Below are 14,414 nucleotides of genomic sequence, written 5' to 3' on the forward strand. Positions count from 1 at the left end.
TATTTTTAAGTGAGCGAACTCATTCGCGTACCTGACATCGGCAGCGGTGAAGGTGAAATCATCGAGCTGTTCGTCAAAGTCGGCGACCGTATCGAAGCCGACCAGAGCCTGCTGACCCTGGAGTCGGACAAGGCCTCCATGGAGATCCCGGCCCCCAAGGCCGGTGTGATCAAGGCCCTGAAGGTCAAGCTGGGCGACCGCCTGAAAGAAGGCGACGAACTGCTGGAACTGGAAGTCGAGGGCGCCGCTGCGGCGCCCGAGGCACCGGCTGACGCTGCGCCTGCCGCCGAACAAAAGCCTGCTGCCGCCCCGGCTGCAGAGGCTGCCCCGGCACCGGCCGCTGCACCTGCGGCTGCCACTGTGCAGGACATCCACGTGCCGGACATCGGCTCGTCGGGCAAGGCCAAGATCATCGAGCTGCTGGTCAAGGTCGGCGACAGCGTCGAAGCCGACCAGTCGCTGATTACCCTGGAGTCCGACAAGGCCTCGATGGAAATCCCGTCGCCGGCTGCCGGCGTGGTGGAAAGCATCGGCGTCAAGCTCGAAGACGAAGTCGGCACTGGCGACTTCATCCTCAAGCTCAAGGTCCAGGGCGCCGCCGCGCCAGCAGCGCCTGCCGCTGCTGCACCGGCTGCCAAGGCTGAAGCGGCCCCGTCTGCTGCGCCTGCCGCCGCACCGGCTGCCAAGGCCGAAGCCGCACCGGCCCCGGCCGCTGCGCCAGCGCCAAGCGGTGCCAAGGTTCACGCCGGCCCTGCCGTGCGTCAGCTGGCCCGCGAGTTCGGCGTCGAGCTGAGCGCCGTGGCTGCCAGCGGCCCGCACGGCCGCGTGCTCAAGGAAGACGTGCAGGTGTACGTCAAGGCCATGATGCAGAAGGCCAAGGAAGCACCGGCTGCCGGCGCGACCGGTGGTGCGGGCATCCCGCCGATTCCGGCCGTCGACTTCAGCCGCTTCGGTGAAACCGAAGAAGTGCCGATGACCCGCTTGATGCAGGCTGGCGCCACCAACCTGCACCGCAGCTGGCTGAACGTGCCGCACGTGACCCAGTTCGACAGCGCCGACATCACCGAGCTGGAAGCCTTCCGCGTTGCGCAGAAGGCCGTGGCCGAGAAAGCCGGCGTCAAGCTGACCGTGCTGCCCTTGCTGCTCAAGGCCTGTGCGCACCTGCTCAAGGAACTGCCGGACTTCAACGCGTCGCTGGCCCCTAGCGGCAAGGCGATCATTCGCAAGAAGTACGTCAACGTCGGTTTCGCCGTGGATACGCCAGACGGCCTGCTGGTCCCCGTGATCAAGAACGTCGACCAGAAGAGCCTGCTGCAGCTGGCTGCAGAAGCGGCGGCCCTGGCTGAAAAGGCCCGCACCAAGAAGCTTTCTGCCGACGACATGCAGGGCGCCTGCTTCACCATCTCCAGCCTCGGTCACATTGGCGGCACCGGCTTCACGCCGATCGTCAACGCGCCGGAAGTGGCGATCCTGGGTGTGTCCAAGGCCACCATCCAGCCGGTGTGGGATGGCAAGGCGTTCCAGCCCAAGCTGATGCTGCCGCTGTCGCTGTCGTACGATCACCGCGTGATCAACGGTGCCGCTGCCGCGCGCTTCACCAAGCGCCTGGGCGAGCTGCTGACCGACATCCGCACCATGCTGCTGTAACTGCTGCCCGCCGTGCTCCCCTGCCGGGGAGCACGGACACTGTTTTCGAGCTGCCACGCTCGTACCTCAACCCCGCCATCTGGCGGGGCTTTTTTTGCCTGCGATTCATGCCGTGCCGCTCAACGCCCCACCTTGAGCGGCACCGCCAGACGCAATCCGTCGCGGCATTACTGAAGAATTTGTACCTGTCAGCCGATACAGATCAAGCCAGGCCACTCTATTGCTTGTCAGCCTCAAGCACATGATGCAACCTTGCTCAAACGCGTAGCAGCACTTCGCCCAGCCCGCGCCAACAGCCTTCTTGAAGCGAGCTTCCCATGAAAAGCCAACCTGATGCCGCCAGCCGTACGGTGGCCGAGGTAGTGACGCAGTTGCCGGTGCCTTCGCGGCTCGGCATGCTGCGTTTCGAGCGGCTGAATGAGGCCAGCTGGGCCATGCTGTTCCTCGACCCGGGCTGCGAGCGTCAGTTCGGCCAGGCGGCCGTCGACCTGTGTGCGCTGATCGGCTCGCCCTATGCCAGCCTGATGGAGCCCGAGGCACGCTACAAGCTGCACGACACCATCGAGCTGCAACTGGCGCAGCGTCCGTACTACCTGGTGCGTTATACCCTGCACACCAGTCTGGGCCCGCTCAATATGCTGGAGCTGGGCGAAGCCTACCGGCAGCACAACCGCCAGTTGCTGCGCGGCTATCTGCTGGTGCTCGATGCCCAGCCCAACGACACACCCGACCTTTCGGCGGCAGAACTCGAAACCCGCAACAACCGCCTGCAGATCGCCCTGCAGCTCAACCAGCAGGCGCAGCAGGAACAGCTCGAGCACCTGGAGCGTGTACGCGCCCAGCAGGACCTGATCCTGCGCCTGGCGCGCCAGCGCTACAGCGCCGACAACTCGCTGCAGGAAGCCGCCGAGCTGATCACCCGCAGTGCCTGCGAAATCTACAGCATCGACTGCGCCAGCATCTGGTACCTGGAAGGCCAGCAACTGGAACCGATCTCGGCGTTCTACCGCGCCACCCAGGAGTACCGCCTGCCCGAGGCGATCGATGCCGGGCGATTTCCCGACTACCTCGAGGCGCTGCACACCAGCCGCGCCATCGATGCGCACAACGCGGCGCGCGACCCACGCACCCGCGAAATCTCCGAGAGCCTGCGCCAGCGCGGTATCCACGCCATGCTCGATGCCAGCATCCGCATCGACGGCCAGGTGGTCGGCGTGCTCTGCCTGGAACACAGCGGCTCGACCCGAGCCTGGCAATCGGATGAAATCGCCTTTGCCGGTGAGCTGGCCGACCAGTTCGCCCAGGTCATCAACAACCACAACCGGCGCACCGCCACCAGCGCCCTGCACCTGTTCCAGCGCGCGGTGGAACAAAGCGCCAACGCCTTTCTGCTGGTCAACCGCGATGGCGTGGTGGAATACGTCAACCCCAGCTTCACCGAGATCACCCAGTACACACCCGAAGAGGTGCATGGCCACCGCCTGTCCGAGCTCACCGCACTGGAGAACCTCAGCGAGCTGCTGTTCGACTCGCCGTCGAGCCTGGCCATGGGCAACAGCTGGCAGGGCGAATTCAAGAGCCGGCGCAAGAACCTCGAGCCCTACTGGGGCCAACTGTCGATCTCCAAGGTGTATGGCGACAACCGCGAGTTGACCCACTACATCGGCATCTACGAAGACATCACCCAGAGCAAGCTGGCCCAGCAGCGCATCGAACGCCTGGCCTACACCGACAACCTCACCAGCCTGGGCAACCGCCCGGCGTTCATCCGCAGCCTCGACGAGCGCTTCGAGCGCGACAGCGACAGCCCCATCTGCCTGCTGCTGGTGGACATCGACAACTTCAAGCGCATCAACGACAGCCTCGGGCACCAGACCGGCGACAAGCTGCTGATCAGCCTGGCCCGGCGCCTGCGCAACAGCCTGAGCCCCGGTGGCAGCCTGGCGCGCTTTGCCAGCAACGAATTCGCCGTGCTGCTGGAGGACAGCAGCCTGGATGCCGGCCAGCAGGTGGCCCAGCAGTTGCTCAACACCCTCGACAAGCCGATGTTCGTCGACAACCAGCTGATCAGCGTGACCGGCTCGGTGGGCCTGGCGTGTGCGCCGCTGCACGGGCGCGACCCGCAGACCCTGATGAAGAACGCCGGCCTGGCCCTGCACAAGGCCAAGGCCAACGGCAAGCACCAGGTGCAGGTGTTCACCGAGGCGCTCAACGCCGAGGCCAGCTACAAGCTGTTCGTGGAAAACAACCTGCGCCGCGCCCTGACCCAGAACGAACTGGACGTGTTCTACCAGCCCAAGCTGTGCCTGCGCAGCGGCCGCCTGCTCGGCCTGGAGGCCTTGCTACGCTGGAACCACCCGGAGCGGGGCATGATCCGCCCCGACCAGTTCATCAGCGTGGCCGAGGAAACCGGGCTGATCATCCCCATCGGCAAGTGGATCGCGCGCCAGGCCTGCCGCATGAGCCAGCTGCTGAGCACCGAGGGCATGGGCAACCTGCAGGTGGCGATCAACCTGTCGCCCAAGCAGTTCTCCGACCCGGAGCTGGTCAGCTCGATCGCCAACATCCTCAAGGAAGAAGCCCTGCCGCCACACCTGCTGGAACTGGAACTGACCGAGGGCCTGCTGCTCGAAGCCACCGAGGATACCCACCGCCAGCTCGACGAGCTCAAGCAACTGGGCCTGACCCTGGCCATGGACGACTTCGGCACCGGCTACTCCTCGCTCAGCTACCTGAAGAAATTCCCGATCGACATCATCAAGATCGACCGCAGCTTCATCCACGAGATCCCGGACAACCAGGACGATATGGAAATCACCTCGGCAGTGGTGGCCATGGCTCACAACCTCAAGCTCAAGGTGGTGGCCGAAGGCATCGAGACCGCCGAACAGCTGGCGTTCCTGCGCCGCCACCGCTGCGACGTCGGCCAGGGCTACCTGTTCGACCGGCCGATCCCCGGCAGCGAGCTGATCGAAAAACTCAAGCGCTATCCGCGTGGCCCAATCGCCTGACAGCGGCGAAACACTCGGGCACACTACGGGTCTACCCCCTACACATCCTGCCTTGAAGAGGAACCGCCCATGGTCCTGCGCTCGGAGATTCTGGTGAACAAAAACGTACTGCCTGCCGCCGAACAGGCGCTGCCGGGTCGCGAGACCCCGATGACGCTGCCCGAGAAGCATTTCGTGTTCGAAGACACCCCGCTGCTGGGCCCGTTCTTCGAAGACGTCGATTTCGCGATCTTCGGCCTGGGCTGTTTCTGGGGCGCCGAGCGGCGCTTCTGGCAGCGTGAAGGTGTGGTCAGCACCGTGGTCGGCTACGCCGGCGGTTTCACCCCCAACCCCACCTACGAAGAAGTCTGCTCGGGCCTGACCGGCCACACCGAAGTGGTGCTGGTGGTGTTCGACAAGGCCAAGGTCAGCTACCAGGACCTGCTGACCATGTTCTGGGAGCTGCACAACCCCACCCAGGGCATGCGCCAGGGCAACGACGTCGGTACCCAGTACCGTTCGGCCATCTACTGCACCAGCCCCGAACAGCTGGAACTGGCCGAGGCCAGCAGGCAGGCCTACCAGGCCGAGCTGAACAAGGCCGGTTTCGGCCAGATCACCACCGAGATCGCCCAGGCACCGACCGTGTACTTCGCCGAGGCCTATCACCAGCAGTACCTGGCCAAGAACCCGAATGGCTACTGCGGCATCGGCGGCACTGGCGTGTGCCTGCCACCCAGCCTGCAAGGCAACTGAGGCCACGCCATGAGCACACCGAGCATGACCCTGTTCCATGCCGCCGCCTCGCCGTTCGTACGCAAGGTTCGCGTGCTGCTGCACGAGACCGGGCAGGCCGAGCGGGTAGCCCTGCATCCCGTCGACCTGAGCCCGATCAAGACCGATGCCGAGCTGAACCTGGGCAACCCGGCGGGCAAGATCCCGGCGTTGCGCCTAGAGGACGGCACGGTGCTGCATGACAGCCGCGTGATCGTCGAGTTTCTCGACCATCAGCATGTGGGCAACCCGCTGATCCCGCGCGAAGGCCCGGCGCGCTGGCGGCGCCTGACCCTGGCGTCGCTGGCCGATGCGATCATGGACGCGGCGGTGGTGGCGCGCTACGAGACCTTCCTGCGCCCTGAAGAGAAGCGCTGGACGCCGTGGGTCGACGCCCAGCAGGACAAGATCCGGCGCGCGCTGGCGCACCTGGAAGACGAGCACCTGGCCGAACTGGCCTCGGTGTTCGACGTAGCGGCAATCGGGGTGGCCTGCGCGCTGGGCTACATCGACCTGCGCCTGCCGGACCTTGGCTGGCGCGAGCGCCAGCCGAAACTGGCAGCCTGGTATGCCGAGGTGAGTCAGCGCGAATCGATGCTAAAGACCGCCCCTTCTGTGGCCTGATCGGGCCTCATCACGGGTCAAGCTCACCCCCACAGATCTGCTGCTGCCCTTGAGGCTTGTACCGGACCTGTGGGAGCGGGCTTGACCCGCGATGAAGTCGACGCTGATCTCGGCAGCCCAGATCAATCTGATTTCCCCCACCATCACAGCCCCCAGCGTGCGTTCCTCTCTCAATCCGCTCATTTCAAGATCCCCTGCCCAACCTGATACCAGTCCAGGCGGCGTGTCAGCACCATGAACACCCCAAGCAGGCCGAACAGCAGCAACGAGCCCATCAGCAGCGCGTAGTCCTCGGCGCCCAGCAGCCCGTAGAGCATCGCGTACAGCACCAGCAAGCCCGCCGCAAACCCCAGCCCGCGCGCCAGGCTGCGCAGCACGTGGCACAGGTAGAAGCCGATCAGCAGCACGCAGCCGCCCGCCGACAGCGCATACGCCAACCCGAACCCCAGGTGCTCCGACAACGACAGCAACAGCAGGTAGAAGAACGCCAGGGCCACACCCACCAGCGCATACTGGATCGGGTGCACGCTGAGGTTCTTGAGAATCTCGAACAGGAAGAACCCGGCAAAGGTCAGCGCAATGAACAACAGCGCATACTTGATCGCCCGCTCGCTCTTGAGGTACTGGTCCACCGGGTCGACGAAGCTCACGCCGAAACTGCGCCCGTGAAAGTCGTCGCAGGCGTTGTTGACCACGCACTGGGTCAGCGCATCCTCCAGGTTGGTGGAGAAGAACGAGGTCTGCCAGCGCGCGCTGAAGCCGTGGGCGTCGATCTCGCGGCTGATGGGCAGGTAGTTGCCGATGAAGCTTGGATGCGGCCAGTTCGCCGCCATGTTCACCGTGGTGCTGCGCCCTACCGGCAGCACATGCAGGCGCCCGGTGCCCTGCAGGCTCAGGTCGAAGGCGTAGTCCAGGCGGGTCTCGGCGCGGCCGTCCAGGTCGGGCAGCGTCACGTGCACACCGCCGCCCAGCCAGCCCAGCCCCGTGCCCGCGGCGAAGGCCAGCGACTGGCCATTCACGTTCAGTTCCAGGCTCTTCTCGATACCGCGGATATCGCTGATGCCCACGGCCAGAAACGCCGGGTCGAAGCGGTAATCGTCGAAGTCTTCGGTGATGCCCCACTGCGCCGGCACCTTGAATTGCCCGCTGATGCGGTTGTCGGCGTGGAACAGGCGCGCCTGGTAGATGCCCCGCGAACGCAGCTCGGTGTCGACCTTGGCGTCGACCTCCAGGGTTTCGGGCAGAAAGTACAGATGCCCGGCCACCGTGCTGGTCTGCTGCTGGGTGCTGCCATCCACGGTTTTCCAGGTGCGCTGGATCTTGCGGTACGGCACCACCAGCAGCGGCCCGCTGATCTGCTGGCTGTAGCTGGAGCTCTGGGCGATGTCCTCGACCACACTGTCGCGCTGCTGCTGGCGGTCCTGGATCAGGCCGCCGATCATCAGCAGGGGTATCAGCAGCAACACGATCAGAAAGGCGATGGCGCCCAGTTTGATGCTCAGGGTTCGGTTCATGGGCAATGGCTCCGGTTTCGATGGAGCCAGTCTGCCCGCCGTGCATGGAGCGGGTTGGGCGCTTGTGTGGAGTTATGTGGAGAGTGCGTGGAGCTCAGCCCAGCCGCTCGTTGGGCAGCCACAGGCGCACCCGCACGCCGTCCTCGACGTTGGCCACCTCCAGCGAGCCGCCATGCAGCTGCATCACTTCCTCGACGAAGTTCAGCCCAAGGCCTGTGCTCTTGCGCCCCGTGCCCGGGCGCGGCAGCGAGTAGAAGCGCTCGCTGAGCCGGCCCAGGGCATAGTCCGGGATCGCCGCCCCCTGGTTGTACAGGCTCAGCGCCAGCCGTGGGCCCCGTGTCTCCAAATCGACCACCAGCAGGCCGCCTGGCGGGGTGAAGTCCAGAGCGTTCTCCAGCAGGTTGCCGATGGCCTGGCGCAGCAGAAACGGTTCGCACAGCAGCCGCACGCTGGCCGGTACCCGCTGGCGCACCTGCAGGCCGGCGCTTTCGATGCGCGCGCTCTGGGCCAGCAGCACCTCGTCCACCAGCGCCGCCAGCGGCACCTGCTGCTGGTCTTCCAGGCCCTGGCGCTGCTCGACCTGAGCCAGGTCCAGCAGCCGCTCGATCAACTGCTGCATGCGCGCGCTCTCGCTTTCGATATTGCTGGCAAAGCGTTGGCGCTGCTCGTCGCTCATCGGCCCCTGCAGCAGCTCGCTGGCCCCGCGAATCGCCGCCAGCGGGCTTTTCAGCTCGTGGGTCAGGGTGTGAACGTAGCGCTCCACATACGCCCTGCCCTCCAGCTGCGTGCGCATGCGCTCCACCGCACCGGCCAGTTGCGCCAGCTCGCCGCCGCGGTAATGCGGCAAGGCCACGCGTTCACCCTCGCTGACCGCCTGTGCATAGCGCGTCAGCCGACGTAGCGAGCGCGCCAGCCACCACGACAGCCCGGCGCCCACCAGCAGGCCCAGCACGATCAGGCCAAGGCCCAGGTTGAACAGGCGCCGCTCGGAGCGATCGATGTACGGCTGCAACGACTTGTTCGGCTTGGCCACGGTGACCACGCCGATGATCTTGCCGGCATCGATGATCGGCGCCGCCACGTGCATCACCGACGACTCCGGGTCGTCCGGATCGCTGCGGGTGGAGCGGGCGCCGTACTCGCCGCGCAGGGTCAGGTACACGTCGTTCCAGCGCGAATAGTCCTGGCCCAGGGCTTCGCCGCTGGAGTCGAGCAACACCTTGCCGTTGGCGTCGGTGACGTAGATGCGGTGGTTGACCTCGTTCTTGGCCAAGCCCCAGATATCGGCCCTGGGCTGGCGCTTGCCGTAAGCCTTGAGCAGCTCGGGCAGCCGGCCCTGGCCGAGGGTGCCGGCCTTGACCTCGTCGCGCAGAATCTCGGCCAGCAGGTTGGCGGTGTCCACCAGGGTTTCCTCGGTGGACTGGCGCACACCCGGGCGCACCTGTTCGCGCACGGTGTTGAGGATGAAGTAGCCGGTCAGCCCGACGAACAGGAAGTACACCAGGAAGATGCGGATGCCCAGGCGCATCAGCTGTGCCCGGGGCTGTAGCTGTAGCCCAGGCCGCGGTGGGTCTGGATAGGTTCGGCGTCGGCCTGCACGGTGCGCAGCTTGGCGCGCAGGCTCTTGATGTGGCTGTCGACGTTGCGCTCGTAGCCGGCCTCGGCCGGCACGCCGGTGGCATCCAGCAGTTGCTCGCGGCTGAACACCCGTTCGGGTTGTTCGAGCAGGCATTGCAGCAGGCGAAATTCGTGCCGGGTGAGGGTGAGCGATTGACCGCGATAGCTGATCTGCAGGCGCTGGGAGTCGATGCTGAAGGGCGTCTCGGGGGCCTCGGGTTCGCTGCGCGGGGTCATGCGCTTGAGGATGGCGCGTACCCGCGCCGCCACTTCACGCGGGCTGAAGGGTTTGACCACATAGTCGTCGGCACCGATCTCCAGGCCCACCACGCGGTCGATCTCCCCATCGCGGGCGCTGAGGAACATCACCGGCACCTCGCTGAAGCGGCGCAGCTGGCGGCAGGTTTCGAAGCCGTTGATATCCGGCAGGCCGATATCGAGAATGATCAGGTCAGCCGGGCGCTGACGCTGCTGTTCCAGCGCGGCGCTACCCAGGGTCACCCATTCGGTGCTGTGACCGTCGCCTTGCAGGGCAAAGATCAGGGTGTCGGCGATGGCCGCTTCGTCTTCGACAATCAGTATGTGGGGCATGGGCGGTGCAGGCCTGGCAGGTTTGGGTGCACTTGTAGGGGATTATCCCTCGACTGACAAGGCCCTGTCGCGGCTCAAGCCCGCTCCCACGGGAGAACGACGGCCCTTGTGGGAGCGGGCTTGAGCCGCGATGGATTCAACTCAGCATTCAGGCTTGCCCGCCGTGAACCGGCGCGCCGGGTTCACCGCCGCGCCGAACTCGCGCAGCGCCTTGGCCCCGATCAGCAGCGGGTAGTTGAAGCTGCTGCGGTCGGTCAGGTTGACCTCCACCGTGCGCTTGACGTCGCCCAGGCACAACTCCAGCTCCACCACCGGACGCTTGGCCGGGTCGGGTGCTTCGCCGTCCTCGTCTTCATCGGCGCGGCTCTTGATCTTGCTGATGCGCGCCACCTTGTGTTCATACACCTTGCCGTCGGCATCCTTGGTCGCCAGGCGGAACCGCACCCAGTCCTCACCATCGCGCTTGAAGCGCTCGATGTCCTTGGCCGACAGCGACGCGGTCAGCGCGCCGGTGTCCATCTTGGCCTTGAACGTCTGGTCGAGGTCCGCCACGCCAATGTATTCATAACGGCCATACAGGGTCGGCTCGGCGGCCATCACCGGCAAGGCCAGCAGGGAAAGCAGTGCAAGTACGGATTTCACCGGGTCAGCTTCCTTGAGAAAAGTCTGTGTTTAGACTGCCGCAGCAGCATAGGTTCGTCGCCACAGGGTATTCAACACAATGTGAAACATTTGTCCGCGCCGTGGGCTGCCCAGAATTTGGCCTGAACCGAATCCCTGCTTATCATGGCCGACCGCCTAACCGAAAATCAGAGTTTTCTTATGCGCCGCCTGCTTACCGGCAGTCTTGTGACCCTGCTGCTCTTGCTCAACACCCTGGTGCTGATCGGCCCGTTGCTGGTCTTCGCCCTGCTCAAGCTGGTACTGCCCGGCCGCTACCGCGACTACGCCTCGTGGGCGGTGATGTGGATCGCCGAGACCTGGGCCGAGATCGACAAGCTGATCTTCGCCCTGTGCATCCCCACCCGCTGGGACGTGCGCGGCGCCGCCGACCTGCGCCTGGACACCTCCTACCTGATGGTCAGCAACCACCAGAGCTGGGTGGATATTCCCGCGCTGATCCAGGTGTTCAACCGGCGCATTCCGTTCTTCAAGTTCTTCCTGAAAAAGGAACTGATCTGGGTGCCGTTCCTGGGCCTGGCCTGGTGGGCGCTGGACTACCCGTTCATGAAGCGCTACAGCAAGGCCTTTCTCGAACGCCACCCGCACCTCAAGGGCCAGGACCTGGAGATCACCAAGGCCGCCTGCGAGCTGTTCAAGCGCCAGCCGGTGACCGTGGTCAACTACCTCGAAGGCACCCGCTTCACCCCGGCCAAGCGCGATGCCCAGGGCTCGCCGTTCCGCCACCTGCTCAAGCCCAAGGCCGGCGGCGTGGCGTTCGTGCTCGCCGCGCTGGGCGAACAGCTCGACGCCCTGCTCGACGTGACCCTGGTGTACCCCGGCGACACCGCGCCGGGGTTCTGGGACCTGGTCAGCGGTGCAGTGCCGCGGGTGATCGTGGACATCCAGGTACGCGCACTGGACCCGGCCCTGTGGCGCGGCGACTACGAGAACGACCCGCAATTCCGGCGCAGCGTACAGGACTGGGTCAACCAGTTGTGGCACGACAAGGACGCGCGCATCGAGCAACTGCGCCAGGAGCTGCGCCGCTAGCCGATGATCGCGTGGGGCACGAAGCGGCTGCTGTCCTTGGTGATCAGCGAGTTGTCCTCGCGAATGCCGATGCCTGCCGGCTGATCGCCAACCACCCAGCTGCCGATCACCGTGTGGCTGCCGGCAAACCGTGGCAAGGCATGAAACTGCTGGATCACGTGGGGGCCACTGCCATACGGCCCCTCCTCCTTCACCCGCTGCCCGTCAGGGGTATGAATCTCCACATTCGCCCCCTCCCGCGAGAAGAACGGCTTGCGCACCCACCCCGGCGCCAGCGGCCGTTCGGGCGTGGCGTCGATGAATGCGGGCAGCAGGTTCGGGTGCCCTTCGTGCTGCTCCCACAGCAGCGCCAGCATGCCCTTGTTCGACAGCAGCGCCTTCCAGGGCGGCTCGACGAACAGCGTGCCGCTGCCGGCAATCGCCGGGCCGTAGCGGTCGTGGAACATGTCTTCCCACGGGTAGAGCTTGAACAGGCTGGGGATCGGCGCCCCACTGCGGTCGATGAAACGCCCGGCCGGGTTCAGGCCGATGTCTTCCACATCGATCAGGCGTGTATCGAGCCCGGCGGCGGTGGCAATGTCGCACAGGTACTGCACCGTGCCACGATCCTCCAGCGAGTCCCTGACCGAGGCAAAGTAGAACGGCGTGGCAAAGGTGTTGGCGCCGAACACCTGGCCGAGCTTCTCTTCAAGGCTGTTGAACTGGTCGGCATCGGCCGGCAGTACGCCGCGCTGCATCTGCTGCTCAAGCCACAGGTACTGGAAGAAGCCGGCCTCGTACAGCGAGGTGGGTGTGTCGTAGTTGGCTTCCAGAAGTTTGGCCGGGCCATGGCCGTCGTAGCTCAGGTCCATGCGCCCGTAGAAATGCGGGTGCCCGTCGCGCCATGAGCGGCGGATCAGGTCGCGGTAGTCACGCGGGATGGCCAGGCGGTCGAGCAGTTCTTCGCTGTCCACCGCCCGCGCCACCAGGTCCATGCACAGCTCGTGCAACTGGCGGGTGGGTTCTTCGAGGTCGTCCTCGATCTGGCGCAGGGTGAACTGGTAGCACGCCGACTCGTCCCAGTACGGCTCGTCGCCGAAGGTGTGGAACCTGAAGCCGAAGTGTTCGGCGGTGGCTTTCCAGTCCGCGCGCGGGGTGCAGGCAATACGTTTCATCGCCCGCCCTCAGGAACCGAAACCGAAGCCGCCACGGCCTGGTACATGGGCCGCGAAGCCGGGGTGGCTGCCCACCGTCCAGGGCCGTGCCGAGGCCATGAAGCGCGCCGGCAGCACCGACGCATGGGCATCGGCACCAGCCCCGCCGTTGAAACGGCTGGACGGCGTGTGGTCCTCGACCAGCCCGGCATACTGGTTGCCGCTGTTGACCTGGTCGGTCAGCGAGCTGGCCCTGAACCCTTCGCGCCCTTCACGCTCGTGGTAGATCGCCTCCGACAGGTAGCGCGGCTCGACATTGACGTAGTCGTAGCGGCCACCGCCGCCGCCATACACGGCCGACGAGGTGGTGCTGGAGGTCTGATTCAGCCCGTCGTCATACACCTGGCGCTCGGTGGTCAGGGCGAAGCCTTGCATGCGCGGCATGTGAAAGCTCGCGCCCTGACCTGGCTCGCACTGCTCGAAGCTGGCCAGGCAGTCTTCCAGGCGGGTGAAGCGTGGGGCGTTGGCGTCGTGGTGCTGGCGGGCGACGTTCCAGGCGTTGTCGCACACCGAACGGCTTACCCCGGCCAGGGCGCAGCTGTCGACGTCCTGGTAACGCTTGACCTCGCTGACCACGCGGGTGGCGCTGCGATCACTGTCACAGGCGGCCAGCGCCAGCGGCAGGCTGCCCAGGGCAATCAGCCGAATGCTCGTGCTGCGTTTCATGGCTGTGCTCCGCTGTCAGGCCGCTGGGGTCATGCACGCGGCATTGAGCATGCCGATGCCGATGGCCACGGCAGCCAGCAGGATGGCGGCCGCGTTTTCCTGACGGCGGATACGCTCGTCCATGCCCTTGACCACCACGCTGACCACCACGAACGCGAGCAACTGCACGGCGCCGGCGATCACCGACCACAGCAGGAAGTCGAGCAGCGAGATCGAATGGGAGATGGCCCCGGACACGGGGATGGCGAAACCCAGCAGCGCACCGCCCAGGGCGATGGCGGCAGCGCTGTTGCCTTCGCGGATCAGGGCAAATTCGTTGTAGGGGGTCAGGCGGGTATAGATGAACGCATAGAGTGCGAACAGCACGGCGGCGCCGGCCATGTAGAACAGAAAACCCAGCACGGCATCGGCCGGCAGGGACATCTTCAGGGCATCCATGAACATCGGGGTCGCACTTCCTTGCTTGAACGGGGCGGGACATATACCACACCGCCCCGCCTCGGCAAACCGCCGGCTTACACCGAAGGCACGGCGGCCGGGGTGCCCCAGATGCCGCCCAGGCTCTGCAGCAGCGAACCGGCCACGCCTTGCTGGCCCAGGTACTGCAGGATCAGCGGGGCGAACTGGGCGATCATGCCGGTGTTCATGCCCAGGGCGCCGAAGGCGTTGTTCAGGTCGTCGGTGTCCTTGACGTTGCCCAGTGCGTTGCTCAGGGCCGACGAATTGCCGCTCTTGCCGAGCAGCTCGCCCAGGCCGCTGAGGCCGCCCAGGGCATTGTCGCCGGACAGCAGGTCAAGGCCGGGCACGGCCTTGCTCAGTTGCGAGTAGTCGCTGCTGCTGAGCTGATGCCTGGCCAGGCCCAGCAGCGCGCCGGTGCCGCCAATGGCCTGTTCGGGGGTGATATCGAGTTGGTCGCCCAGGGTATTGAGCAGGTTGGCCGAGGGGGCCGGGGCTTGAACGGCAGCGTCCTGCTGTTTGTTGCCTTGCATGGCAGATACGGCGTTGGCGGCATCGTTGAGATTGAAGGCCAGGGCCGAGGTGGTGGCGAGTGCCAGCAGGGAGAGCAGTGCGAAACGTTTCATGGG

Annotated in this window: 13 protein-coding genes; 5 read left to right on the forward strand and 8 right to left on the reverse strand. The window is 65.6% G+C overall.

The annotated features are described in order from the left end of the window. Positions 1-9 precede the first annotated feature (9 nt). From aceF to NJH59_RS00530, 4 genes are all read left to right on the forward strand, one after another. The gene (gene aceF, locus NJH59_RS00515; RefSeq protein ID WP_253086218.1) at positions 10-1,647 is read left to right on the forward strand and encodes a dihydrolipoyllysine-residue acetyltransferase; all 1,638 of its coding nucleotides are present in this window, start codon (positions 10-12) and stop codon (positions 1,645-1,647) included. A 317-nt stretch (positions 1,648-1,964) separates the two neighbouring features. Further along, the gene (locus tag NJH59_RS00520) at positions 1,965-4,658 is read left to right on the forward strand and encodes a GGDEF and EAL domain-containing protein (RefSeq protein WP_043863653.1); all 2,694 of its coding nucleotides are present in this window, start codon (positions 1,965-1,967) and stop codon (positions 4,656-4,658) included. A gap of 69 nt (positions 4,659-4,727) precedes the next feature. Then, positions 4,728-5,393 carry a peptide-methionine (S)-S-oxide reductase MsrA gene (msrA, locus tag NJH59_RS00525; protein WP_043863652.1) on the forward strand — a complete coding sequence of 222 codons (666 nt, stop codon included), beginning with the start codon at positions 4,728-4,730 and terminating at the stop codon, positions 5,391-5,393. Positions 5,394-5,402: 9 nt separating this feature from the next. Then, positions 5,403-6,035, forward strand: a complete 633-nt coding sequence (locus tag NJH59_RS00530) for a glutathione S-transferase (RefSeq protein ID WP_043863651.1) — start codon at positions 5,403-5,405, stop codon at positions 6,033-6,035. 179 nt (positions 6,036-6,214) lie between these two features. On the opposite strand, the gene creD is transcribed toward NJH59_RS00530, so the two are convergent. From creD to NJH59_RS00550, 4 genes are all read right to left on the reverse strand, one after another. Next, positions 6,215-7,549, reverse strand: a complete 1,335-nt coding sequence (gene creD / locus NJH59_RS00535) for a cell envelope integrity protein CreD (protein ID WP_043863650.1) — start codon at positions 7,547-7,549, stop codon at positions 6,215-6,217. A gap of 94 nt (positions 7,550-7,643) precedes the next feature. Further along, positions 7,644-9,077 (reverse strand): two-component system sensor histidine kinase CreC, encoded by a 1,434-nt coding sequence (gene creC / locus NJH59_RS00540; protein WP_043863649.1) that lies wholly within the window; start codon positions 9,075-9,077, stop codon positions 7,644-7,646. Next, the gene (gene creB / locus NJH59_RS00545; RefSeq protein WP_043863648.1) at positions 9,077-9,757 is read right to left on the reverse strand and encodes a two-component system response regulator CreB; all 681 of its coding nucleotides are present in this window, start codon (positions 9,755-9,757) and stop codon (positions 9,077-9,079) included. Before creB ends, creC begins: the two co-directional genes overlap by 1 nt. 141 nt (positions 9,758-9,898) lie before the next feature. Further along, complete coding sequence (locus NJH59_RS00550) at positions 9,899-10,399, reverse strand: ATP-dependent zinc protease (protein ID WP_043863647.1); 501 nt, start codon at positions 10,397-10,399, stop codon at positions 9,899-9,901. Positions 10,400-10,579: 180 nt separating this feature from the next. Between NJH59_RS00550 and NJH59_RS00555 the strand changes: the two genes are divergently transcribed. Next, on the forward strand, positions 10,580-11,470 hold the full coding sequence (locus NJH59_RS00555; protein ID WP_043863646.1) for an acyltransferase: 891 nt from the start codon (positions 10,580-10,582) through the stop codon (positions 11,468-11,470). Here NJH59_RS00555 and NJH59_RS00560 read toward each other — a convergent pair. The 4 genes from NJH59_RS00560 to NJH59_RS00575 all read right to left on the reverse strand — a co-directional run bounded on the left by NJH59_RS00560 (position 11,467) and on the right by NJH59_RS00575 (position 14,411). After that, a complete protein-coding gene (locus NJH59_RS00560) occupies positions 11,467-12,624 on the reverse strand; it encodes a glutathionylspermidine synthase family protein (protein ID WP_253086219.1) in 1,158 nt (385 codons plus the stop codon). The two genes, NJH59_RS00555 and NJH59_RS00560, sit on opposite strands and share 4 nt — an antisense overlap. A gap of 9 nt (positions 12,625-12,633) precedes the next feature. Beyond that, positions 12,634-13,329 carry a DUF1190 domain-containing protein gene (locus NJH59_RS00565; protein ID WP_054915998.1) on the reverse strand — a complete coding sequence of 232 codons (696 nt, stop codon included), beginning with the start codon at positions 13,327-13,329 and terminating at the stop codon, positions 12,634-12,636. A 15-nt stretch (positions 13,330-13,344) separates the two neighbouring features. Then, positions 13,345-13,773 (reverse strand): DUF350 domain-containing protein, encoded by a 429-nt coding sequence (locus tag NJH59_RS00570; RefSeq protein ID WP_043863643.1) that lies wholly within the window; start codon positions 13,771-13,773, stop codon positions 13,345-13,347. 71 nt (positions 13,774-13,844) lie between these two features. Further along, positions 13,845-14,411, reverse strand: a complete 567-nt coding sequence (locus tag NJH59_RS00575; RefSeq protein WP_043863642.1) for a DUF2780 domain-containing protein — start codon at positions 14,409-14,411, stop codon at positions 13,845-13,847. Positions 14,412-14,414: the final 3 nt, after the last annotated feature.

Origin of the sequence: Pseudomonas sp. VE 267-6A (assembly GCF_024126555.1) — a bacterium.
GTDB lineage: Bacteria > Pseudomonadota > Gammaproteobacteria > Pseudomonadales > Pseudomonadaceae > Aquipseudomonas > Aquipseudomonas palmensis.

Bases quoted from the DNA above. Each gene is read 5' to 3' on its own strand.
- NJH59_RS00575 (WP_043863642.1), bottom strand. From the start codon at position 14,411: ATGAAACGTTTCGCACTGCTCTCCCTGCTGGCACTCGCCACCACCTCG.
- NJH59_RS00560 (WP_253086219.1), bottom strand. From the start codon at position 12,624: ATGAAACGTATTGCCTGCACCCCGCGCGCGGACTGGAAAGCCACCGCC.
- NJH59_RS00520 (WP_043863653.1), top strand. From the start codon at position 1,965: ATGAAAAGCCAACCTGATGCCGCCAGCCGTACGGTGGCCGAGGTAGTG.
- NJH59_RS00565 (WP_054915998.1), bottom strand. From the start codon at position 13,329: ATGAAACGCAGCACGAGCATTCGGCTGATTGCCCTGGGCAGCCTGCCG.
- NJH59_RS00530 (WP_043863651.1), top strand. From the start codon at position 5,403: ATGAGCACACCGAGCATGACCCTGTTCCATGCCGCCGCCTCGCCGTTC.
- creC (WP_043863649.1), bottom strand. From the start codon at position 9,077: ATGCGCCTGGGCATCCGCATCTTCCTGGTGTACTTCCTGTTCGTCGGG.
- NJH59_RS00570 (WP_043863643.1), bottom strand. From the start codon at position 13,773: ATGTTCATGGATGCCCTGAAGATGTCCCTGCCGGCCGATGCCGTGCTG.
- creD (WP_043863650.1), bottom strand. From the start codon at position 7,549: ATGAACCGAACCCTGAGCATCAAACTGGGCGCCATCGCCTTTCTGATC.
- creB (WP_043863648.1), bottom strand. From the start codon at position 9,757: ATGCCCCACATACTGATTGTCGAAGACGAAGCGGCCATCGCCGACACC.
- msrA (WP_043863652.1), top strand. From the start codon at position 4,728: ATGGTCCTGCGCTCGGAGATTCTGGTGAACAAAAACGTACTGCCTGCC.
- NJH59_RS00555 (WP_043863646.1), top strand. From the start codon at position 10,580: ATGCGCCGCCTGCTTACCGGCAGTCTTGTGACCCTGCTGCTCTTGCTC.